This is a genomic window from Psychrobacter sp. A3 (assembly GCF_028823565.1).
In the GTDB taxonomy this organism is placed as follows: Bacteria; Pseudomonadota; Gammaproteobacteria; order Pseudomonadales; family Moraxellaceae; genus Psychrobacter; species Psychrobacter celer.
On sequence record NZ_JAPEHS010000044.1, the window covers coordinates 1 to 20,841 of the forward strand.

Here is a 20,841-nt window from a genome sequence, read left to right on the forward strand (position 1 = left end):
ACGACCCGTTATTACTGCTGTTAAACAAACCGCTAAGGCTGGCTGCTTGAGCGCTTATGGTTCCCGCTGCTATCAGTGAGCTACTAGCAAGAATGATGGCCGCCGTACGCATGCACGCTGACTGGTATTTTGTCGTAGATGTCGATATACCCATAAATGATACCTCTTAATAACTGATGTCAAACTTGATAATGCAGATTAAATCATGCTCAAAGCAGCAAGCCGCTTATACAGCGCAACATACATTAAAAATAATTATAATATTAATACATATACCGAGACAGTCTACAGTAAAACGCATTCAATAAAGAGTAGTTAACAAAAATCATAATTTGTGTCACTAATAAAAAATATCAACCAATAAGCTGTTATTGGTTGATATCTGATCATTATAAAAACCGCAAAGCTTGAGCCTGCTTCTTTCTAAAACTGCTACAGTGCTACTGGAATGAGTTTTTCGTAGCCTCTAGGAGAACAGTCCGCAGGTAAATTTATAGCAGTAGCACGAGTAATATCGGCATATTGACGTCATTTTGGACTGCCTTTATTCTACGCCGAGATACATTGCTTGCCTTGCTATTGTGGACTATAGCTGCGCGTAAATATCCGCATCTTGCCCTTCACCGCCCTGCTGGCCATCGGCTCCTAATGAAAACAAGTCATAAGGACGGCCTTCGCTGCCTGGAGCGACATACTGCAGCTCATTTTCCCAGCCATCTGTTGGATAGCCGCCTTTGATATAGCCGCCTTCGGGATAGTTTTTCGCGTCGCTTGGCGGCGTGAGCAGTGCCTCTAATCCTTGCGCGGTGGTGGGATAACGCGAGTTGTCTACTTTATACATATCAAGCGCGTTTGAGACAGTAGCCAGCGCGGTTTCAGTGGTTTTGATACGGGCTCTGTCGCTTTGGCCCACCACTTTGGGTACCACAAGGCCGGCTAGTATGGCCAAAATGACAATCACCACCATAATCTCGATCAAGGTAAAGCCGGACTGGCCACTCCGCTTCGCATGAGTGGTATTTATCGGGCTGCTACCTGTATTGTCCATCGTCATCTGTGCTCGGGGGGCGGCTTGGGTTTTGTCAGTCATTATCATCACTTTTATCATCGCAGTTGTGTCAGTTATCAGGGCGCTTAAATGGCGTTTAATGCTTGGCGCTACTTGGCGCTACTTGGCACATGGTTACCTGATTTGATTTATTTGCCGTTATCTATCGATATTGGCACCATGGTCACTATAGACCATGATTTTATTTTTATCCAGCGCCGCCAGATGACTTGTCTTATGAATTTATCTTTTTTGGCTTTGTATCTTTTTTGGTTTTATAAACCAGCGGGCAGGCTGTAGAGACACTGACGCTGGTTACTATAGCTTACTACGGGGGTTGGCAGAAGTTTATCTTACTCGCAGTCAATAATGTACAACAGTAAGTAAAGCTTGAGCAAGCTGGCGGGCGTTTAAGCAAGATAGACCCACGGCTCACTGTTACCTAATCGCCCATACAGTCCGCTCAAAATAAGTCTATATCGTCGATTCACCTTAAGTTACGTGGCATTTAACCGGATTAACCGGCCAAATCATTCATATTGACAATCGGCAGCATTACTGCCATGACGATAATCATCACCACCACTCCCATCAATACCAGCATCAACGGCTCAAGTAATGACAGTAACGTACTGATAAAGTTGGTAGCTTCGGCCTCTTGCATACTGGCCGCTCGACTGAGCATGTTTTCCAGCTCGCCTGAGTTTTCGCCGCTTTTGATCATCTGCACCATCATCGGCGGAAAATAGGAGGATTTTTCTAACTGCGTAGAGAGGCTAGCGCCTTCTGTGACTCGATCGGCTGCACTCACAATGGTTTGTTTGATATGTAAGTTGGTCGTCACCGCCGCACCGATATGTAGGGCTTCAATCAGCGGCACCCCTGAGCGCACCAATATCGCCAAAGTACTGGCAAAGCGCGCGGCATTGAGTCCCTTAGACAAGCGCGCCAATATCGGTAGCTTGAGTACCAGACTGTCAATGGCCAACTTGCCCGCTTGCGTTTGGGCAAAGCGATAACACAAAAATGCCAGCGCAGCCAATATCAACAGCATCAGCCACCACCATTGAGTGATAAAATTGGACAGTGTGAGTACGATTTGGGTAATCAGCGGTAGCGCTTGCTCTGATTGCTCAAAGACCTTGACGATTTTTGGCACCACAAAACTCATCAAGCCCATGATTACTCCGACCGCCATCACCATCAGCACAATCGGATAGACCATTGCGCCTTGGATTTTCTTTTGTAAAGCAAAACGGTTTTCGGTGTAATCTGCCAATTGGTTGAGGATCAAATCCAAATGACCAGATTTCTCGCCTGCCGCAATGGTCGCGATATATAGTGGTGGAAAACTAGCGGCTTGCCGTAGTGCGCGCGCAAGACTCAAGCCTTCTAACACATGAGAGCGCACGGCAAGCATGAGAGATTTAATATGCGTCTTTGGTGATTGTTTGGCGACGGCGGCAAGCGTTTCTTCTAATGGAATACCTGCTGCCAGCAAGACAGACAGCTGACGGGTTAAGAGCGCCAGCTCATAAGCGGAGGGCTTTTTATAGCGGTTTTTATGCTTAGCTTGTCTGTCATTGACGGCACTGACCTCCACGGGCGTCCACTGCTTATCACGCAGCTGCTGGCGTATCTGCCGCGCCGAATCGCCCTCGAGCAGGCCTTTTTGCATACTGCCGCGCTCGTCAAGCGCTTTAAAATGATAGGCTGGCATAGCAGCAGATATCCTAAGAAGATCAAATAGAGTGAATGATAAAACAGCGCTCAAAACCTTAGGGTATGGCTTTGTCGCCTAAAACAGCGGTGTGGAGTCGTTGCTATCCGGCATCAGCCCTTGGAGGAGCAAGACATCTAAATGCTGCTGTTGGAGCTTTTTATCAAAGTCATTGACCTCAGCGATCAGCATTCTCTCGATGCGTTTATCACTGGCAAACACGCTCAGCCGTGCACAGATGACGGCCAATTGATAAATGCGTTTTTTGCAATAGCCGTCTAGCCCTTGTAGCAGCCGCACCATATGCGGTGTCTCTAAACTGGCGTAGTCATAATCCGCCACCACCTCAGGCGCAAGCGCCGTGACGCTATAGCTAATGGACAGATGCGCGCAAAAATAACAACTAAATAAATAGCCGACTACATGGCCGATATAATAGCCTCTATCGTAAGTAAAACTACTCACCCCAAAGTGCCCAAGCACATAGCTGTTGAGGCTGCCTTGATCAAAGATAGGCTTGGTGTTTTTGAGCTTGCCGATCGTGGCAAAGCACAACGGGTTACGGCCATCTTGAGTGGTCAGCTGCCACCCTGCTGGCTGCTGCGCGGGCATGTGGCGGACGATATCAGCGATGATGTCGTCGACCACATGTAGCTGCTGCCAAAGACGCTCAAGCCCATCGGTATCCATCAATCCGCGTTTATCAAGCTGCTGCGCCAGCAAATATTGCTGGTATTCTACAAACTGTGATTTGAGCGTTTGTACCAAATAAGTCGGACGGGTATTGGCAGGAGCCATATACAAGAGCCGTGTACGCTCATGCTGAGCACGGTACAAGGCCAGACGCTGGGCGGCAACGCTGTCCTTATCGGTAGAAGCATCAGTTTGCACCTGTGGCATGACTGTATGCGCCGTGTCCACAGCGCTATCAACCGTAAACAAGGCCAACAGTGCCGCCTTATCAAAGACCACAGCGCTGTCATCCTCCTGAGCGTCTGTCATGGGATATTGCGCATCACTGACGGTGCCTTGAGGCGCATTACTTGGTTTGTTGCCATTGGCTTCGATAGCGGATTGGCTACCGGCTTGGGCGTTTGGCTTTGCGGTTGGTTCAGTCATAACATACCATCTGCAGCAAAATGAAACATCATCTAGATCTGACTATATGCCTGCTTTATAAGGAAATATAGCACGCTTGTCACAAGCGCTGGCGTCCAGATGACTCAATATTCCATAGTACCTGAACATCGACGTATTGTCAGCCGTCCATCAGCAAAATACCCACCGCCGCACGCGGCTTAAAATACCTAGCCAGATAAACGCGGCATCACGTCATCCGCTAACCGTGATACTGCTGGCGATAGGCTTTGGGCGAGACGCCGTAAACGCGCTTGAATGCTTGGCTAAAGGTCGAATCCGACGCATAGCCGACCAGCTCACTGATACGGCTGATGCTGTTTTGTTGCAACCGCAAGTAGCGCGCTGCCAGGCGCAAGCGATAATCAATCAGATACGTTAGCGGCGGCATACCGACTGTGTCTTTAAAGCGCTGCGCAAAGCTTGAGCGCGACATCCCCGCGACCTCTGCCAGCTTATGTATCGTCCAGCTTTTGCCTGGATCTTCATGCATGGCGGCCAAGGCTTTGGTCAAAAACGGATCTTTCATGGCCTTTAGCCAATTCTCAGTGGCTTCAGGCAGGCTTTCGATATAGACGCGCAAACACTCAATCATCATGATACTCGCCCAGTGATTGATGACTGCGGTCTTACCCATACGCTCGCGCTCAGCCTCCAAGGTCAGCAGCTTAATCTCCACATCAATGACCTCAAACCTGCCATCAGATTCTTCATTAATTTCGGGCAAAATCGATGGCAGGACAGACAATAACGGCCGTATCATCTCTTTGTCATACTTACACTCAATCAAAATCAGAGACGAATGAGACTCGCCCTCACCTTTGACATCTAGCGTCTGTGCTTTGCAGCTATTGAGCATCTCATCTAGCGGCTGGGCGGCATCACCATCATACGCTAGCGCATAGCTTGTATGCTGATGGGTATTGGGAATCATGATAATATCGCCTGCATGTACCTCTCGTCGATCATTGCCAACATCGATACAAAAACTGCCAGACATCACTAAGTAAAATAAAATAGTGTCTTTTCTCGTCAATGAATAAGACCAATTACCGACGCAATTTAGCCGATAGTATTTGGTTTCAAACAAATGCACATTTTGTAGCAATACGCTTAGAGCGTCCATCTGTCGTTCCTTAGTGATTATGAGCAGTGTCCAAACCTAGCAAAATAAACTATCTCATAGAGATGACACAAGTCAAATATCCGCTCGTGGACTCTGGTTAAAAATATACATACGTTAGACACATAGACCAAACTCGAGGCGCGCCAATACTGCCCGCACTTATATGTTTGGCAAATGGCACTTAAATCAAACGATAGAATGACAAATATGAGCGCCAAGCATCAGATCGCGGTATAAACACGCAGGCACAAAAAAACGCCGGCCAAAACCAGTGTCATTATTTATGAGCAGCAAAGGATAAATATAAAGAGTAACGACAGGAAAGTCTGATAAAGAAACAGAAAAAAGGTGCAGCAATAGAGCCAAAGCGGCTACTGACAGATAAAGAGAGAAAAATAAAAATTGGGGCGACTGATGGGACTCGAACCCACGACAACCGAGATCACAACCCGGGGCTCTACCAACTGAGCTACAACCGCCATAATATGGCCAAGGAAGGCAAGATATGCAGGCTAAATGGCGCGCCTGGCAGGATTCGAACCTGCGACCACCTACTTAGAAGGCAGGTGCTCTATCCAACTGAGCTACAGGCGCTCTTAAGGGCTTTTTATATATCTAATTAAGATTACATTACTATTGTAGTATAAACTCAATCATTATACATAAAAAAAAGCCTGTAAGGCTCTTAAATAAATAGATGGTCGGAGTGATAGGATTCGAACCTACGACCCTCTGGTCCCAAACCAGATGCGCTACCAAACTGCGCCACACTCCGATATTTCTATTTTTACGATAGTTTTGTTAAGTAACTTGTCGTTGGCAACGCCGCTAACTTGTTAATGTTCATCGCTATCGAGGTGCACATATTAAGGGGTAAAGCCGATTGTGTCAACACCTATTTTTGATAAATTTAAAAGAATTATTAAATTAACGCAAAAACGCATGTTTTTATAAAAAAGGCCACAATCCACGCCTTAATATCCCTTAATATCGATAATACCTACTCATCGACAGGGGCATTATACTATATTTTCTCAAGGAAACAAGTCACTGCCCTTATTTATCGTGCCTGTGTTGACGTTAAAGGGTATTAGCCATAGCGTGGCATGATCTGGCACCTTGCTGGCGAGCGCTTCTGTGATAGGCAGCTGGCGAAGCCTCGTCGGTTGCCGCGTGTCATCTTGTACAGGATACACCAGCCAAGCCTGCGGCGCTTGATAAGCCTGCGCATAGCTGGCCAATTGATAAGCATCGCTGGGGTTGATAGCAGCACCACTTGCTAGTGCTTTCCATTTGATATCGATCACATGACTATAACAGCGTGCCGTGTTAGTGACTGTCTTTGCCTTGTGATGCGTATGAGTGGAGTTGTCATTGTCATTATCAGGCGGCGTTTGATAAATCAATAAATCAGGGCGGATAGACAAACAAGCTCGCCCCTCCTCGTCATTCAACCAGACCCGCTGCGCCTGAAACAGCGGCTGATATCTCGTACTGACGCGCCGAAACAGTGCGGCGATACGTAAGCTGGCCCACTGCTCAAAGGCTTGGTTCATATCTAGCAGCAGGCACAAACGTAGTGATGATGGCTGCTGTTTTGTTGCAAGTGGCGCGATACCATTTGCCCCAGCGACACTCGACTGGCGCAGTAGCCAATACGCCATCTCTAATAGCTGCTGCGCACCTTGCACGGCGGCCACGCGCAGTGGCTGCATAGCAAGCTGGCGTTTGGCTTGCTGATAGACCGTCGCCAACTGCGTCAGCTCATGAGCATGTAGCGCAGAGACCCGCTGCCATGTCGTCGACAACTGAGCGCCGATGCGACGAAAACGCATGGAGGTCTGTAGTAATGGGCCAAGTTGCTCTAAAGCACTTTTGATCAGCCGATTGGCTAGCATCTCTTGGCTGAGCACACTGCGCTCACACACGAACTTGTGCGGCTGCAGCAGGTTGCGCTGCAGTTGCTCTTTTATCACGAGGCGACCTTGCAATGAGGTTTGGTTATCGATTTGCGTTTGATAGTGCTTGGTGGGTGAGTGCTGCGTCAGTCCTTGCAAAAACTGCTGAATAAGCCAATCTGACAATGGCAAAGCGTTGATCGGTAAGGGTGCAGCGTGGCGACCAAACTGCCCAAGGTGTTTGCTATTTGGCAGTGTCTGCGGTGATGAGTCGTTGCTGGCGATCAAATCTGCCAGCATCCTCTGCACCCAAAGCCGAGTGCGGCTGATAGCGCTTTGCTGCTGTGATGGCGACTGACGCTGAGGCGGTGTATTTGACGCCGCCATCCGTTTGGGTAATATTTCAAGCACCATGCCACTTGGCAGGTGCACAATGCCGATATAGTGACCCACCTGAAGCTGCCACTGGCCCCGCTTACGCTTGATGCCAAATACCGCAAACTCTTGCGCCAGTAGCCACTCAAAATCAGTCACGTACGCAAAGTCGCGCGCGGTCAGCCGCTGATGCTCAAACACCGTCATAATGCCTGTCTGAGAAACAGCTGGCCGCCGCAGCTCAGGATTACCAGCGGTATGAAGGTTGCTATCGTTATGGCGCACAGTCATCAGTATAATCGCTGATAGATAGCCGCCTGCGCAAACGCGCCTGCGCCTGCTATAAGATCTACATTTATCCTATAGCCCCCTGCCCCTAGAGCCGAGTGCGGCTGACCAAAAAACGAATCATGGCCCAAATAGCCAGCGGCGCTGTCATTTTGAGTCGCCGTCTGTGTAGGCCGGCTACCTGCCAGCAGCGCTTGGCTGTCTTGTATAAACTGCATCGCTAGCGGCTGCTCGTCATCTTGAAAGATATATTGTAGCACCGCCACTTGCCCACCTGCAGCTTGCGCTAATTGTGGAATGATTTGCTCGGTCAGTGCGCGTTGTAAGTGCTCCAGACTCTCTATCGCCCATAAAAACGCATGGCCCAACTGCGCTTCGCTGCCGAGCGTTTGCGTGATGCGCTGATTGAGGCCGCTGAGTAGTTTGCCGAGCGCTATCGTGGCAGCAGACTCAGCACTGTCTGCGCTGTGGCCTGTCTCGATACTTGGTAGCAGCTCAGGCTGTGGCGGACAATCGACAAATCGGAAGCGCCGGCGCAGCGCCATATCTAGCGGGGCTAAAGAATGATCTTGCGTGTTCATGGTGGCATAAATATCGACATTGGCCGGAATACTAAAAGTACGGCCAGAATACGCCAGCTTTACCGTCATCGCATTGGCCATGCCAGTGCGTTTATCTGGCTCAATTAAGCTTAGCAGCTCACCAAAGACCCGTGATACGTTGGCACGGTTGATCTCATCGATCAGCATAGCATAGCGTTTTTTGGGGTCGCGAGCGGCGCGCTGACACAACAACAAAAACGCGCCATCTTGAATGCCATACTGCATCTGTCGGCCTGAGGCATTGTTGGCGGTATTGGCAGATGTCATAACGGGGCGAATCCCTTCGACAAACTCTTCATAGCCGTAGGCTTGGTGAAAGCTCACCATACTAAAGCGCTGCTGGTTAAAGGCTTGCTGGCGCGCGCTATTGTCGTGCTGCGCTTGCTCAAATTCGGCTAGCTGCTGTGATAAACCCTCTAGCAAGTCGATGCTATCAGGCAGCAAATACCACGCACCGCTCTCATCCTTATCAAAATACGCTTGACTAGCGCGGTTATCACAGCTGACCGTCCGCGAGTCAGCAGGACTGTGGCGACGCAGCGCCAACCAAGCGGTGCTGCTTAAGTTTTTGTCGCGGGCATTTTTGGCCGCCTTTGCCACAAAAAAAGGATGGGCGACAATCTCTGGTACTTTTAGTAAGTCCTGCTGCGACTTGCGCATCTGCAAAAATATCAAACACAGCACCTCGCGCCAGCTCAATTTCTGTAACAGCTGGGCCAATAGCGCCTCATCATCTGCGGTGGGCAGATCGTCGGTGTATTGCTGGGCGATTTGTAGCAATCGATAAGTCTTACCAGTACCAGCGACGCCCGTGTAGATGATATTAACTGGTTGATGAGAGCGGTTTGGTTGAGTGAGCAAGACATCAGACATAACATTATCCAGCAGAGCAAAAGTGTATAAACATGAAACAAGCAATAGGCGGGCTGATTATAACAAGGAAAATGGCGACGTTAGGGCGGTCTGCTCGTTACCTTACTATCATTTTGTAAGCGCAGCAGTTCATGCTAATAATAGTAGGCAGAACGCGGTTAATGTACCATAGTAGTGGTGACGACTTGGCAGCCAATAGGCGCTTCGTCGTTATTGATGAGGTTTCATCATACGCAATGTCACCTTCAACCTATCTATATACTATATAAAGGATTTTTGTATGTCAGGATTATTAAAAAAACTCCCTACCAAGCTGACCAATAAATTGCCAGCCAAAGTAGCTGACAGCACAAGATCGCCAGTCGAACCACCAAACAGCACGCTCAAGCCCGTCAGTAACCAATTCACCAAGCTATTGTCAGTGACCAAATACTTACCGGCCAGCGCCCGCTCTAGTATTTTATCCAAGGCTTTTGGTAAAGTGGTGCCCTATGTCGGCACCACGGGCGTCTACTATGAGACGGTTGAGCCAAACCAAGTGGCGGTCAGCTTAAACAACACCAAAGCCGTGCAAAACCATATCGGCTCTATCCACGCCGTTGCCATCACCCTACTGGCCGAAACAGCCACGGGGTTTATTTTGGGTCTAAACCTGCCCTCTGACCGTGTCCTGCTGATTAAATCTTACTCGGTAGATTTTTATCGCCCCATCAAAAAAGGTCAGATCGCCGCTATCGCCACCTTGTCGGATGAGCAGCGCTTGACCATCCTCAATACCCCAAAAGGCGAGATGGTCATCCCTTGCGTCATTCATGATCGCGAGTCTGATAGCGAGCGCGACCCTATCGTGGTCGAGATGAAATGGGCTTGGATACCCAAGTCAGAGCTAGAAACCAGACGTCAAGGCAAAGCGAATGCGCAAACAGCAGCAGGTGATGACGCAGCATTGGCAGGTGCGCTTGACGACCAGACCAATGATGCTCAACCCGCTTCACAACTAAACGATACACCCTCTGCGCAAGACTTGTCTGCCGCCACTACAGATATGGCCAAAAGCACATAGATTGCGTGATCAAATCAAAAAACCAACAACAAGGAGACAATGATGTCCAAACTTATCCATACATTGACAGCCCCTTTATCTAAGTTACTACTGGCCTGCGCGTTGGGGCTTAGCATGACAGCCACGGCCGCTCCAGCAAATACCAGCCAACATGCCACGCTTAGCAAATCCAGCCCTGTATTTTTGGGAGAAGGTGGCAGCTATCCTTTTTCTGAAGCGGTGCGGGTCGGCGATACACTATATATGTCAGGCCAGATCGGCTTTAAAGACGGCAAGCTGGTCAAAGGCGGTGTCAAAGCCGAAACCAAGCAAGCGCTAGACAACATTCACGCCACGCTCCTAAAGTATGGCTACCAAAAGTCAGATGTGGTCAAATGCATGGCGATGCTGACCGACATGGATGACTTTGCTGACTTTAATGACGTCTACAAAGCCACGATGGCCAAGCCTTATCCGGTGCGCTCAGCCTTTGGCGTCTCAGAGCTGGCGGCGGGCGCAAGCGTCGAGGTTGAGTGTATCGCTGTCAAATAATTGCGGTACTCACTATCAATGTACCACTGCATACCAGTCATTACCAATAGAGCACGACCAAATAACTGGCTTTGATAGTCAGTTATTTTTTTGCCGTTTATATGCTAGGCATCCTCATAAACCCTCTATCAATTTAAAAGCGATTCATCATTTAGCGCGCTTTCTTTGGTCACGCGCAGCACTTCCTCTAACGTCGTCCGACCTGCTGTCACCTTGTGCAATCCATCAGCGCGAATCGACGATGTTTTTTGGCGAGCGTAGGCTTCTAGCTCATACTCAGCGGTGTTGCTATGAATCATACGGCGCAGCGTATCATCGATGGGCACCACCTCATATATGGCAGTACGACCTTTAAAGCCTGTCTGGTTACATTTGTCGCAGCCGACGGGTTTGGGGAGTTTGATAAAGGTGTCTGTCGCTTGTGCGCCTGATAGCCCCGATGTCAGATCAATCTCAGTAAATAGCTTGGCCTGCTCACTATCTGCAGCTTGCCAGCCATGACAGTGCGGGCACAAGGTGCGCACCAAACGCTGGGCGACGACCCCTATCAGTGATGATGACAATAAGAAAGGCTCAACCCCCATATCTTGTAAGCGGGTGACGGCCCCTATAGCGGTGTTGGTATGTAGCGTCGATAATACCAAATGTCCGGTAAGCGATGCCTGTACAGCAATTTCTGCGGTTTCTAAATCACGAATCTCACCGACCATCACCACGTCTGGATCTTGTCGTAACATCGCGCGCAGACTCTTGGCAAAGGTCATATCGACTTTATTATTCACTTGCGTCTGGCCGATGCCATCGAGCTGAAATTCTATCGGGTCCTCAGCGGTCAAGATATTGCGAGTCTGATCATTTAGGTCAGTCAATGCCGAGTATAAAGTAGTGGTCTTACCAGACCCCGTCGGCCCAGTCACCAAGATGATACCGTGCGGGCGATGGATAAGGCGCTTAAGCTCACTATAGTCGCTGTCAGACAAACCCAGATAGGTCATGTTTAAGCGGCCTGCTTGCTTATCGAGCAGTCGCATCACCACCCGCTCACCAAAACTAGAGGGCAGCGTCGACACCCGCACATCGACCTCACGCCCTGCTAGACGCAAGCTGATACGGCCATCCTGTGGCACGCGTTTTTCGGCGATATCGAGTTTGGCCATCACCTTGATACGCGAGACCAAGAGCGGCGCTAACTGACGTTTTGGGCTAATGATTTCTTTTAGCTCGCCATCGACGCGAAAACGCACGACCAAGCGTTTTTCAAAGGTTTCGATATGAATATCAGACGCATTGAGACGGATAGCCTCGGACAGTAGCGCATTAATCAGGCGGATGATGGGGGCGTCGTCTTGCTGATCCATCAAGTCTTCTGTCTCAGGCACGCTATCTGCCAGGCTATCGAGATCCGGATGGTCTTCAAGTCCTGCAGCAATGTGCTGTGACTCGCCCGTATTGCCTGCATAAGCGGCGTTTAGGCGTTTTTCAAACTCATCGGCGCTAACACTGTCATAGGTGGGCACGCCGCGCACGCCCTGCTGGTGTAAAAACCGCACCGCTTCATTAATCGCCGATAGCGGTGTGGCCTTGGTCAGTACCAGCGTCGCGGGCAGCTCAGGGTCTATCGCAAGGATGACCAAAACCTGATGGCGTTTGGCAAAACTATAAGGCAATTGCATCATAAAAACGACCTGATAACTAAGAATAACTGCGGTATGAGCAGCATATGATGACAGCAGAGGTATGGGTAAAATCGACTCCCTCTAAAATGGCACAGCGCTCTTGATTATATAATGCGGCTTAGCATAGCGCGGCTCAGCGCCGCACCGCTTTAGTCCAAAAAGACTGACTGTAAACCTGCATGAGTTTGGTATAATAGCATTTTGTGTCAGATGCGTATTAGTTTATCTGCAAGACGCGCGTCCCTATCGCTTGGTGCCAATTGCGCCATCTAACGCGCCAAGTCCACAGAGGATTTTTATTTTGTCGATAGTGCGCTATTATCAGGTTGAGACTTGTCTGATAAGCGTTGCACGTTTGCACTAAGACACACCCTTTCATATTTGATGCCTATTTATTAGGTCATCTTGCCGCCCGTTATTAGGATTTGAGTTATGTCAGAAAACGCCCAACCCACTCCCACGCCGCTACTATCAGACACCTTTAACGTCGGTAGTCGTACCTTTTCTTCTCGGTTATTGGTCGGGACGGGGAAATATAAAGACATGACGCAGACAGGTAAGGCCATCGGCGCGTCGGAGGCAGAGATTGTTACCGTCGCCATTCGCCGTACCAATATTGGGCAAAATAACGATGAGCCCAATTTGCTCGACGTCATCTCTCCAGAAAAATACACTATTTTGCCAAATACTGCTGGTTGTTTTGATGCCGAAACGGCGGTTCGTACCTGTAAGCTTGCTCGCGAGCTGCTCGGCGGGCACAATCTGGTCAAACTTGAGGTGTTGGGCGATGAAAAAACCCTCTACCCTAACGTCATGGAGACGTTAAAAGCGGCCAAAGTCTTGATAGACGATGGGTTTGAGGTGATGGTATATACGTCTGATGATCCTATCGTCGCCCAAGAGCTTGAAAGCATGGGCTGCGTGGCGATTATGCCGCTCGGTAGCTTGATTGGCTCTGGACTTGGCCTGCTCAATCGCCATACCCTCAGCCTAATCATCGAAAACGCCAACGTACCCGTATTGGTCGATGCAGGCGTCGGCACCGCCTCGGATGCAGCGATTGCCATGGAGCTTGGCTGCGATGGGGTCTTGATGAACTCTGCCATTGCCAATGCGCAAAACCCAGTCTTGATGGCACAAGCCATGAAGCACGCTATCTGGGCTGGGCGTGAGGCGTTTTTGGCGGGCCGTATGCCGATGCGCAAAATGGCAGCCGCCAGCTCGCCGCAGACAGGCTACTTTTTTCAGTAAGCGCTTTTGCTAGTAGCTCAGCGGACACCTGATCGTGTGGCGCCAGATATGACGCCATCATCATGGGTCTTTTTTCCAACATCATAAAAGGATTTATTATGCGACTTCTCACCGCAGTCGATCAATTATTTTTACTTCTTGAGTCGCGTAAACAGCCCATGCACGTTGGCGGCTTGTTTTTATTTGAATTACCAAAAGCGGCGGATAGCGATTTTGTCTATCAGCTGGTAAAACAAATGCAAGAATCCGACGTGCCGCCAAGCTTTCCTTTTAACCAAGTGCTAGAGCATCTGATCTTTTGGAAAAAAGACAAAAACTTCGATGTGGAGCACCATCTACATCATGTCGCGCTGCCAAACCCTGCGCGGATTCGCGAGTTGCTGATGTATGTGTCAAGGGAGCACGGACGGCTGCTAGATCGCGCCATGCCGCTATGGGAATGCCACGTGATAGAAGGCATCCAGCCCGAGACTGAGGGCGGTGCTGAGCGATTTGCGCTGTATTTTAAAATCCATCACTCATTAGTCGATGGTATTGCAGCCATGCGTTTGGTACAAAAATCCCTATCGCAGTCCGCCACCGAGCCTGTCACCCTGCCTGTGTGGTCACTGATGGCGCGCCACCGCAACCAAGTCAACGCCATACTGCCCAAAGAGCGCTCCGTGCGGCGCATTATCAAAGAGCAAATCTCTACCATCAAACCGGTGTTTACTGAGCTGCTGGACAACCTCAAAAACCATGGCGACGAAGGCTATGTCGGCACCTTTGATGCACCGATGAGCATCTTAAACAAACGCATCTCCGCCTCTCGTCGTATCGCTGCGCAGTCTTATGATATCGAACGCTTTAACCATATTGCCGCCCGCCTAAAAATCAGCAAAAACGATGTGGTACTTGCCGTCTGTTCAGGGGCCATTCGTCGTTATTTGCTCGCCATGGATGCCCTACCCAGCAAGCCATTGATCGCTTTTGTCCCGATGTCGCTACGTACTGATAATAGCGTCTCAGGTAACCAGCTATCGTTTGTCCTAGCAAACCTCGGCACGCACCTTGATGACCCACTACGCCGCATCGAGCTTATCCACCGCAGCATGAATAACGGCAAACGCCGTTTTCGCCGTATGAATCAAGCCCAAGTGATTAATTACAGCGTGATCGCGTATGCGTGGGAAGGCATCAATCTGGCAACGGGCTTATTCCCAAAAAAACAAGCCTTTAACCTGATCATCTCCAATGTACCCGGCTCAACCAAACCCTTATACTGGAATGGCGCAAAGCTACAGTCGCTATACCCTGCCTCTATCGTCTTTAATGGTCAAGCGATGAACATCACGCTCGCCAGCTATCTCGATAGAATTGAGTTTGGCATCACTGCCTGTAGTAAGGCGCTACCGCATATACAAGATATGCTGATACTGATCGAAGAAGAGCTGGATTTGCTAGAGGCGACCAGCAAAGAGCTTGAGTTTCAAGGCATCACGGTCAAGGACAAGCGTGATGATCAAAACCCTAAGCTCATAAAAAAGCTGGCACCATAATGGTACCAGCTTTTAAGATTTGATCGTTGACGGCGGCTTAAAACACATCGCCCCAAGTCGGTACCACCACTTGCATCAATGGCTTGAGCAGCTTGACGTTACAGGCAAAGATAGAGCCTGATGTCATCGAGTTGTGCGCGCCAGTATGATCGACGACCACGCCGCGTGCCTCGGTGACAATCAGCTCACCGGCAGCAATATCCCACGGCTTGATAGACATCTCGAAATAACCATCAAAACGACCTGCCGCCACATAGCACAGATCCAGCGCAGCTGAGCCTAAACGGCGAACTTGTCCGCCCGCTTCAGAGATTTTTTGTAGGCTTTCAAAGTGCTGCTTGGCATAAGAGATGACTTCGCCATTGCGTTTGCGCTCAAGCGGATGACCAGTGGTAAATAGCCCACCGTCAATGACTTTACGCTCACTGACATTGATACGGCGTTGGTTGAGACGCGCGCCTTTGCCGCGGCTGGCAGAAAACATCTCGTCACGCACAGGATCATAAATCACGCCGTGCTCGGTCACACCTTTATACTGCACGGCAATAGAGACACAAAACTGCGGCACACCATGGACGAAGTTTTTGGTGCCGTCTAGTGGATCGATAATCCAGCACCAGTCGGCATCTTCGCCGCGGCCTTCTTGCATACCAAACTCTTCACCCAAAAACGAATGGTTTGGGTAGCTGGCTTTTAGTGTCTCAATCGTCAGCTCTTCACTAAAACGATCAATACGGGTGACCAGTCCATCAAGCCCTTTTGACTCGATATCTAGCTCGATTTTGTGACGGTTTTGATGCGCGTATAAAATCTCTTTACCGACTTTTTCAGCAGCACGTGCTGCGATGACGACCATGGGTTCCATAGATAACCTATTTGCTTGATGAATGAATATACTTAAGAGATAACACTGGTAAAATGTACAAAAAATAAAGCCGACTTAAAACCAACTCCTATCAACCTAACAAAAACCCTAGCCGCCAAGCAAACCAAATAGATGATTGCTAGTCGTTGCACCGCCCAAGTTGTCAAATAATTCACACCTACGGCAAGTAGGCGAGGTTTAAGCAAAAAACCTATAAGCTTTATTTTTTACTCTGCTATTTTAGCAATTTTTTATGAATGACAGGGTTTTATTTTAGCAGTTGCTTGAGCTGACTGACCACACCTGCAACATCCAGACCACAGTCGGCCATTTGCTCTGCGGGTGCGCCATGCGCGATAAAACGATCCGGAATACCGATATTGCAAATGGCTGGGCGATGATGCTTAAAGGCCGCCGACTCATTGAGCAAATATTCATTGACTGCACTGCCCGCGCCGCCCATCAGCATGTGCTCCTCTAGGGTGGCGATATGGGTGATGCCGTTTGCCAGTATCTCTTCTAACAATACGGTATCTAGTGGCTTCACCCAGCGCATATTGACCACATGTACCTGACAGTGCAACTGCTGAGCGATATCTTGGGCGGCCGAATCAGCGGCGGCGACCATGCTACCAAACGCCAGTAGCGCCAGCTTGAGAGGGGCATCATCTTGTCCTACTACCGACTCAATCATCGCCTTGCCGATGTCATAGGTCTGCGCGGGGCGCTCGATGGCAGCACCTGTACCGACGCCGCGCGGATAACGAACAGCCGTACAGCCTTGATACTCATAGCAAGTATTTAATAAATGGTAGCACTCGTTTTCATCTTTTGGCGCAGCGATTAGCATGTTGGGTACGCAGCGTAAAAAAGCAAAATCAAACACCCCCGCATGGGTCGCGCCGTCCTCGCCCACCAATCCTGCGCGATCGATGGCAAACGTGACATCAAGATCTTGCAAAGCCACATCATGAATCAGCTGATCGTAGCCGCGCTGCAAAAACGTCGAGTATATCGCCACGATGGGTTTGACGCCTTGCGTTGCCATACCAGCAGCCAGTGTGACGGCATGCTGCTCAGCAATCGCCACATCAAAAAATCGCTCTGGGAACTGACGGGCAAAGTCGGTCATGCCTGAGCCTTCTTCCATCGCTGGCGTAATGGCGAGCAATTTGTCATCTTCATGCGCTTTGTCACACAAAAACTGGCCAAATACTTGCGAGTACTTTAGCGCAGGCTGCGATTTTTTAGCAGCAGGCGGCGTATCATGCGGCTGCTCATCTGATAGCTTACTAATGGCATGATAGCCAACTGGGTCTAGCTCTGCAGGCGCAAAGCCTTTGCCTTTCGTGGTATAGATATGTACCAGCACGGGGCCTTTGACTTGTTTTGCTAATGACAAGACGCGCAGTAGCTCAGGTATATTGTGGCCATCAAAGGGGCCAAAGTAGGTAAAGCCAATGGCTTTGAATAAATTGTCCTCGAGCTGCGGCACATCGCGCATCTCTTTGTGGCGTTTGCGCCGATCAAACCCCTGCATGTCAGGGCGCTGACAGACGATAGGCTGGCCGGTATCAGAGATATCTACTTGATACCCCGACTCCCATAGCATGGCCAAATGCCGCGAAAACCCGCCAATCGAGCAAGATATCGACATGTCATTGTCATTTAAAATCACCAACAAATCGGCATCTTGCTGCACCGCATCGTTCATGGCTTCAAACGCCATGCCGCCTGTCATCGCCCCATCGCCGATGATACAAGCGACCGTCTGCGGCAGCCCCTGATACCGCAGCGCCAGACTCATGCCGAGACCCGCTGAGATGGAGGTCGATGAATGACCAACACCAAAGGTATCGTACACAGATTCGGCGCGCTCAGGAAACGCGGTCAACCCATCTTTTGCACGGATACTGCCCAGCTGAGCGCGGCGACCCGTCAGCACTTTATGAGCGTAGGCTTGGTGCCCCACATCCCAAACGATTTGATCGTGCGGCGCATCTAGCAAGTAATGCAGGACAATGGTCAGCTCGACCACGCCTAGGTTGGCACCAAAGTGTCCGCCACTTTGACCGGCCGAATACAACAAAAAAAGGCGCAGCTCATCGGCTAACGCAATCAGCTGAGCGCTACTAAAGGCATTTAAATCAGCAGGCGTATCGATACTATCGAGCAGCGGCGTCTGCGGGCGCACACGTGGGATCGCCGTATAAGTCTGCTGCAGACTGGGCAGCTGAACCGCAGACGTGGTGGCTGACGCAGATACGGACTGAGACTGTGGGGAATAAGGTGACTGCTGCATAAACCGTACGATACCTACCAATCTGCTGACAAAACGTGCTTTAGTGTATAAAAAAGATAGCCAAGCGACGTCAATAATATCTACATCATTATTGATGTAACAAGCCATATAGTTATTTATGTAACGCCGGCATAAAGTCCATCATGCGGCGTCTCACAGCAAGCACGCGAGCATAATATATAGCGCGGCGCGGCTTGGGATGAGTATTATGCCTTATTATCAGGCATCAATACCGAATGTTCGTGACGACATAGTAATGTAAGGGTAAAGACTTGTCACTGTATCCGTCAAAATAGTATGGCATAATAGCATTTTTTTTTAATTGTCGCTTTAATCATCGTGCGCCGTCTGTGAACTTTGTGTGTTTTTACCATAAAGCGCAAAACCATGCTATCGTCATGAGCAGGTGATCGCGTTTTTACAGACTCTACTGCCACCACCACAGGCTTATGCAGGACAGTAATGTCATATCAATTTATTACCAGTGCCAAACTACCGACTCGTCATGGCGAGTTTGATATTCATGTTTTTGAAAACGACGACGGCCAAGAGCATGTGATGCTGACCGTTGGTCTGGCTGCGTGTGAGCAAGTAGCGGCTGATGAGACGGCAGACAACACCCACGTGCCGAGCACAGCGCATGCAGCCTCAGAGCCGCCGGTGCCCTTGGTACGTATCCATTCTGAATGCCTTACTGGCGATGCCTTTAGCTCACTAAAATGTGACTGTGGCCCGCAGCTCAATACCGCCATGCAAGCCATCCAAGAGGCAGGCTGCGGCGCTATTTTGTACTTGCGCCAAGAGGGCCGCGGTATTGGCCTGACCAACAAAATCCGCGCCTATGCCCTACAAGACCAGGGCCATGATACGCTAGATGCCAATTTAATGTTAGGCTTACCTGCTGATGCGCGCATTTATGATATGTGTGGCCCCATGCTCGCCCATGTCGGCGTCGATGCGGTACGGCTCATCACCAACAACCCAGATAAAGTCGCCTATTTGACCGAACACGGTGTCAATGTGGTGGAGCGCGTGCCTTTGCTGGTGGGTGTCAACGATATGAATGCGGATTACCTCGCCACCAAACGCGACCGCATGGGGCATTTGCTCGACAAAGACTTTAATACTGCCATACACCTAAATAAATAGATATGTTATGAGTATTCCAGATACAGCTAATACCAATATAGACAAAAACGTCATAGACAAAAACGTCGATCAGGCACAAGCAGATGCGGCAAACCCTGCCATACCAAACGATAATGACATCGCTCGCGTCCGCGCGTTTTTGGTCGATTTGCAAGCACGTATTTGCCAAGCGCTCGAAGCACAAGAGCGTGACGGCGGCGGTAATGCCACCTTTGTCCCTGATAATTGGCAGCGCCCAGAAGGCGGCGGCGGCCGCTCTTGTGTCTTAGCGGACGGTGAGGTGATCGAAAAAGCCGGCGTGATGTTTAGCCACATTCACGTGCACAACCTGCCCGCGTCGGCGACCGCACGCCACCCCAATATCGCAGGACGCAAAGCACAAGCCATGGGCGTGTCCCTCGTCGTCCATCCCAAAAATCCAAACGTCCCGACCAGCCATGCCAACGTGCGCTTATTCGTCGCCGAAGCAGAAGGCGAAGCGCCGATTTGGTGGTTTGGCGGCGGATTTGATTTGACACCGTTTTATCCTGTGCTAGCGGACTGCGTCCACTGGCATCAGGTCTGCTATGATTTGTGCGCGCCGTTTGGCGACAGCGTTTATCCTGACTTCAAACAGTGGTGCGATGAGTATTTTCATCTGCGTCATCGCAATGAGCAGCGCGGCATTGGCGGGTTGTTTTATGACGATGTCAATACCGAGAGCCGCGGCTGGGACTTTGAGACGTGTTTTGACTTTATGAAAGCAGTAGGCAACGGCTATCTTGATGGTATCTTGCCTATTTTTGAGCGGCGTCAAGACATGCCCTTTACCGATGAGCAGCGCCAATTTCAGCTCTATCGCCGCGGTCGCTACGTCGAATATAACTTAGTCTATGATCGTGGTACGCTATTTGGCCTACAGAGCAACGGCCGTATTGAGTCGATCTTAGTCAGTATGCCACCTCTTGCCAGCTGGCATTATCGGTTTGAGCCGGCTGAGGGCACACCTGAGTTTGAGCTGACTGATTATTATTTGAAGCCGCGTGATTGGTTGGCTCTCTAAGATTTTTTAAAGCTCAACAATGTTAGGTTTGAGAGTGTAGGTCAGCGATTATCGCTGGCCTTTTTTATATCTAACAAACGATTTGCTAAAGGGGTTTTATATCATCCGATGATTACGAGGATATAACATTATATTGCTCCCATTCTGCCGATAAACGCTACAATAGTAGAGACTCTTTCGCAGCCACTGTGCGCAAAAGAATCTTAAGAAATATTTTTATAATAATATTTGAGGTAAGGCGAGCGTGATAGCGATGCCTACTATTAGCCACGTTTAAAGGAGTAAGTCATATGGCACAGCTTTGTACCAAAAAATCTTTGAAATCTTTTTTTAGCATCACCTTAATGGCAGCGGCGC

The 20,841-nt window shown here is 49.6% G+C and carries 16 protein-coding genes and 3 tRNA genes; 7 read left to right on the top strand and 12 right to left on the bottom strand.

Annotated elements, in window-relative coordinates:
• Window positions 1-586: 586 nt before the first annotated feature.
• On the bottom strand, window positions 587-1,054 hold the full coding sequence (gene gspG / locus NK638_RS07675; RefSeq protein WP_446739817.1) for a type II secretion system major pseudopilin GspG: 468 nt from the start codon (window positions 1,052-1,054) through the stop codon (window positions 587-589).
• 84 nt (window positions 1,055-1,138) lie between these two features.
• Here gspG and NK638_RS07680 point away from each other — a divergent pair, with 84 nt between their 5' ends.
• Window positions 1,139-1,348, top strand: coding sequence for a hypothetical protein (locus NK638_RS07680; RefSeq protein ID WP_274632543.1), 210 nt, complete (start codon window positions 1,139-1,141; stop codon window positions 1,346-1,348).
• Window positions 1,349-1,565: 217 nt separating this feature from the next.
• Here the strand turns inward: NK638_RS07680 and gspF are convergent, their stop codons facing one another.
• From gspF to NK638_RS07720, 8 genes are all read right to left on the bottom strand, one after another.
• Window positions 1,566-2,768 carry a type II secretion system inner membrane protein GspF gene (gene gspF, locus NK638_RS07685; protein WP_274632544.1) on the bottom strand — a complete coding sequence of 401 codons (1,203 nt, stop codon included), beginning with the start codon at window positions 2,766-2,768 and terminating at the stop codon, window positions 1,566-1,568.
• Between the two features lie 78 nt (window positions 2,769-2,846).
• Complete coding sequence (locus NK638_RS07690; RefSeq protein WP_274632545.1) at window positions 2,847-3,887, bottom strand: hypothetical protein; 1,041 nt, start codon at window positions 3,885-3,887, stop codon at window positions 2,847-2,849.
• A gap of 220 nt (window positions 3,888-4,107) precedes the next feature.
• A complete protein-coding gene (locus NK638_RS07695) occupies window positions 4,108-5,031 on the bottom strand; it encodes an AraC family transcriptional regulator (protein WP_274632546.1) in 924 nt (307 codons plus the stop codon).
• A 403-nt stretch (window positions 5,032-5,434) separates the two neighbouring features.
• A tRNA-His gene (locus tag NK638_RS07700) sits at window positions 5,435-5,510 on the bottom strand.
• A 38-nt stretch (window positions 5,511-5,548) separates the two neighbouring features.
• Window positions 5,549-5,625 (bottom strand) — tRNA-Arg (locus NK638_RS07705).
• Between the two features lie 104 nt (window positions 5,626-5,729).
• Window positions 5,730-5,806 (bottom strand) — tRNA-Pro (locus tag NK638_RS07710).
• A gap of 259 nt (window positions 5,807-6,065) precedes the next feature.
• The gene (locus NK638_RS07715; RefSeq protein ID WP_274632547.1) at window positions 6,066-7,595 is read right to left on the bottom strand and encodes an McrC family protein; all 1,530 of its coding nucleotides are present in this window, start codon (window positions 7,593-7,595) and stop codon (window positions 6,066-6,068) included.
• Window positions 7,595-9,067 (bottom strand): McrB family protein, encoded by a 1,473-nt coding sequence (locus NK638_RS07720; protein ID WP_274632548.1) that lies wholly within the window; start codon window positions 9,065-9,067, stop codon window positions 7,595-7,597. Before NK638_RS07720 ends, NK638_RS07715 begins: the two co-directional genes overlap by 1 nt.
• Before the next feature lie 280 nt (window positions 9,068-9,347).
• On the opposite strand from NK638_RS07720, the gene NK638_RS07725 reads away from it, so the two are divergent.
• Together NK638_RS07725 and NK638_RS07730 are read left to right on the top strand one after the other, a co-directional pair.
• Window positions 9,348-10,130, top strand: coding sequence for a DUF4442 domain-containing protein (locus NK638_RS07725; protein ID WP_274632549.1), 783 nt, complete (start codon window positions 9,348-9,350; stop codon window positions 10,128-10,130).
• Between the two features lie 42 nt (window positions 10,131-10,172).
• On the top strand, window positions 10,173-10,661 hold the full coding sequence (locus tag NK638_RS07730; RefSeq protein ID WP_274632550.1) for a RidA family protein: 489 nt from the start codon (window positions 10,173-10,175) through the stop codon (window positions 10,659-10,661).
• 128 nt (window positions 10,662-10,789) lie between these two features.
• On the opposite strand, the gene gspE is transcribed toward NK638_RS07730, so the two are convergent.
• Complete coding sequence (gene gspE / locus NK638_RS07735; protein WP_274632551.1) at window positions 10,790-12,337, bottom strand: type II secretion system ATPase GspE; 1,548 nt, start codon at window positions 12,335-12,337, stop codon at window positions 10,790-10,792.
• A 432-nt stretch (window positions 12,338-12,769) separates the two neighbouring features.
• On the opposite strand from gspE, the gene NK638_RS07740 reads away from it, so the two are divergent.
• Together NK638_RS07740 and NK638_RS07745 are read left to right on the top strand one after the other, a co-directional pair.
• On the top strand, window positions 12,770-13,588 hold the full coding sequence (locus tag NK638_RS07740) for a thiazole synthase (protein ID WP_274632552.1): 819 nt from the start codon (window positions 12,770-12,772) through the stop codon (window positions 13,586-13,588).
• A 98-nt stretch (window positions 13,589-13,686) separates the two neighbouring features.
• Window positions 13,687-15,126 carry a WS/DGAT/MGAT family O-acyltransferase gene (locus tag NK638_RS07745; protein ID WP_274632553.1) on the top strand — a complete coding sequence of 480 codons (1,440 nt, stop codon included), beginning with the start codon at window positions 13,687-13,689 and terminating at the stop codon, window positions 15,124-15,126.
• Window positions 15,127-15,163: 37 nt separating this feature from the next.
• Here NK638_RS07745 and NK638_RS07750 read toward each other — a convergent pair whose 3' ends face one another.
• Window positions 15,164-15,991 carry an inositol monophosphatase family protein gene (locus tag NK638_RS07750; RefSeq protein ID WP_075101811.1) on the bottom strand — a complete coding sequence of 276 codons (828 nt, stop codon included), beginning with the start codon at window positions 15,989-15,991 and terminating at the stop codon, window positions 15,164-15,166.
• A 268-nt stretch (window positions 15,992-16,259) separates the two neighbouring features.
• The gene (gene dxs / locus NK638_RS07755; protein WP_274632554.1) at window positions 16,260-18,293 is read right to left on the bottom strand and encodes a 1-deoxy-D-xylulose-5-phosphate synthase; all 2,034 of its coding nucleotides are present in this window, start codon (window positions 18,291-18,293) and stop codon (window positions 16,260-16,262) included.
• A 462-nt stretch (window positions 18,294-18,755) separates the two neighbouring features.
• Here dxs and ribA point away from each other — a divergent pair, with 462 nt between their 5' ends.
• On the top strand, window positions 18,756-19,442 hold the full coding sequence (gene ribA, locus NK638_RS07760) for a GTP cyclohydrolase II (protein ID WP_201584254.1): 687 nt from the start codon (window positions 18,756-18,758) through the stop codon (window positions 19,440-19,442).
• Between the two features lie 7 nt (window positions 19,443-19,449).
• On the top strand, window positions 19,450-20,484 hold the full coding sequence (gene hemF / locus NK638_RS07765) for an oxygen-dependent coproporphyrinogen oxidase (protein WP_274632555.1): 1,035 nt from the start codon (window positions 19,450-19,452) through the stop codon (window positions 20,482-20,484).
• Window positions 20,485-20,841 lie beyond the last annotated feature (357 nt).

Excerpts from the sequence above, each read along its gene's own strand:
- NK638_RS07680 (WP_274632543.1), top strand. The coding sequence starts at position 1,139 with ATGGCGTTTAATGCTTGGCGCTACTTGGCGCTACTTGGCACATGGTTA.
- gspF (WP_274632544.1), bottom strand. The coding sequence starts at position 2,768 with ATGCCAGCCTATCATTTTAAAGCGCTTGACGAGCGCGGCAGTATGCAA.
- gspE (WP_274632551.1), bottom strand. The coding sequence starts at position 12,337 with ATGATGCAATTGCCTTATAGTTTTGCCAAACGCCATCAGGTTTTGGTC.
- NK638_RS07740 (WP_274632552.1), top strand. The coding sequence starts at position 12,770 with ATGTCAGAAAACGCCCAACCCACTCCCACGCCGCTACTATCAGACACC.
- ribA (WP_201584254.1), top strand. The coding sequence starts at position 18,756 with ATGTCATATCAATTTATTACCAGTGCCAAACTACCGACTCGTCATGGC.
- NK638_RS07690 (WP_274632545.1), bottom strand. The coding sequence starts at position 3,887 with ATGACTGAACCAACCGCAAAGCCAAACGCCCAAGCCGGTAGCCAATCC.
- NK638_RS07750 (WP_075101811.1), bottom strand. The coding sequence starts at position 15,991 with ATGGAACCCATGGTCGTCATCGCAGCACGTGCTGCTGAAAAAGTCGGT.
- NK638_RS07730 (WP_274632550.1), top strand. The coding sequence starts at position 10,173 with ATGTCCAAACTTATCCATACATTGACAGCCCCTTTATCTAAGTTACTA.
- NK638_RS07725 (WP_274632549.1), top strand. The coding sequence starts at position 9,348 with ATGTCAGGATTATTAAAAAAACTCCCTACCAAGCTGACCAATAAATTG.
- hemF (WP_274632555.1), top strand. The coding sequence starts at position 19,450 with ATGAGTATTCCAGATACAGCTAATACCAATATAGACAAAAACGTCATA.
- NK638_RS07695 (WP_274632546.1), bottom strand. The coding sequence starts at position 5,031 with ATGGACGCTCTAAGCGTATTGCTACAAAATGTGCATTTGTTTGAAACC.
- NK638_RS07720 (WP_274632548.1), bottom strand. The coding sequence starts at position 9,067 with ATGTCTGATGTCTTGCTCACTCAACCAAACCGCTCTCATCAACCAGTT.
- dxs (WP_274632554.1), bottom strand. The coding sequence starts at position 18,293 with ATGCAGCAGTCACCTTATTCCCCACAGTCTCAGTCCGTATCTGCGTCA.
- NK638_RS07715 (WP_274632547.1), bottom strand. The coding sequence starts at position 7,595 with ATGACTGTGCGCCATAACGATAGCAACCTTCATACCGCTGGTAATCCT.
- NK638_RS07745 (WP_274632553.1), top strand. The coding sequence starts at position 13,687 with ATGCGACTTCTCACCGCAGTCGATCAATTATTTTTACTTCTTGAGTCG.
- gspG (WP_446739817.1), bottom strand. The coding sequence starts at position 1,054 with ATGACGATGGACAATACAGGTAGCAGCCCGATAAATACCACTCATGCG.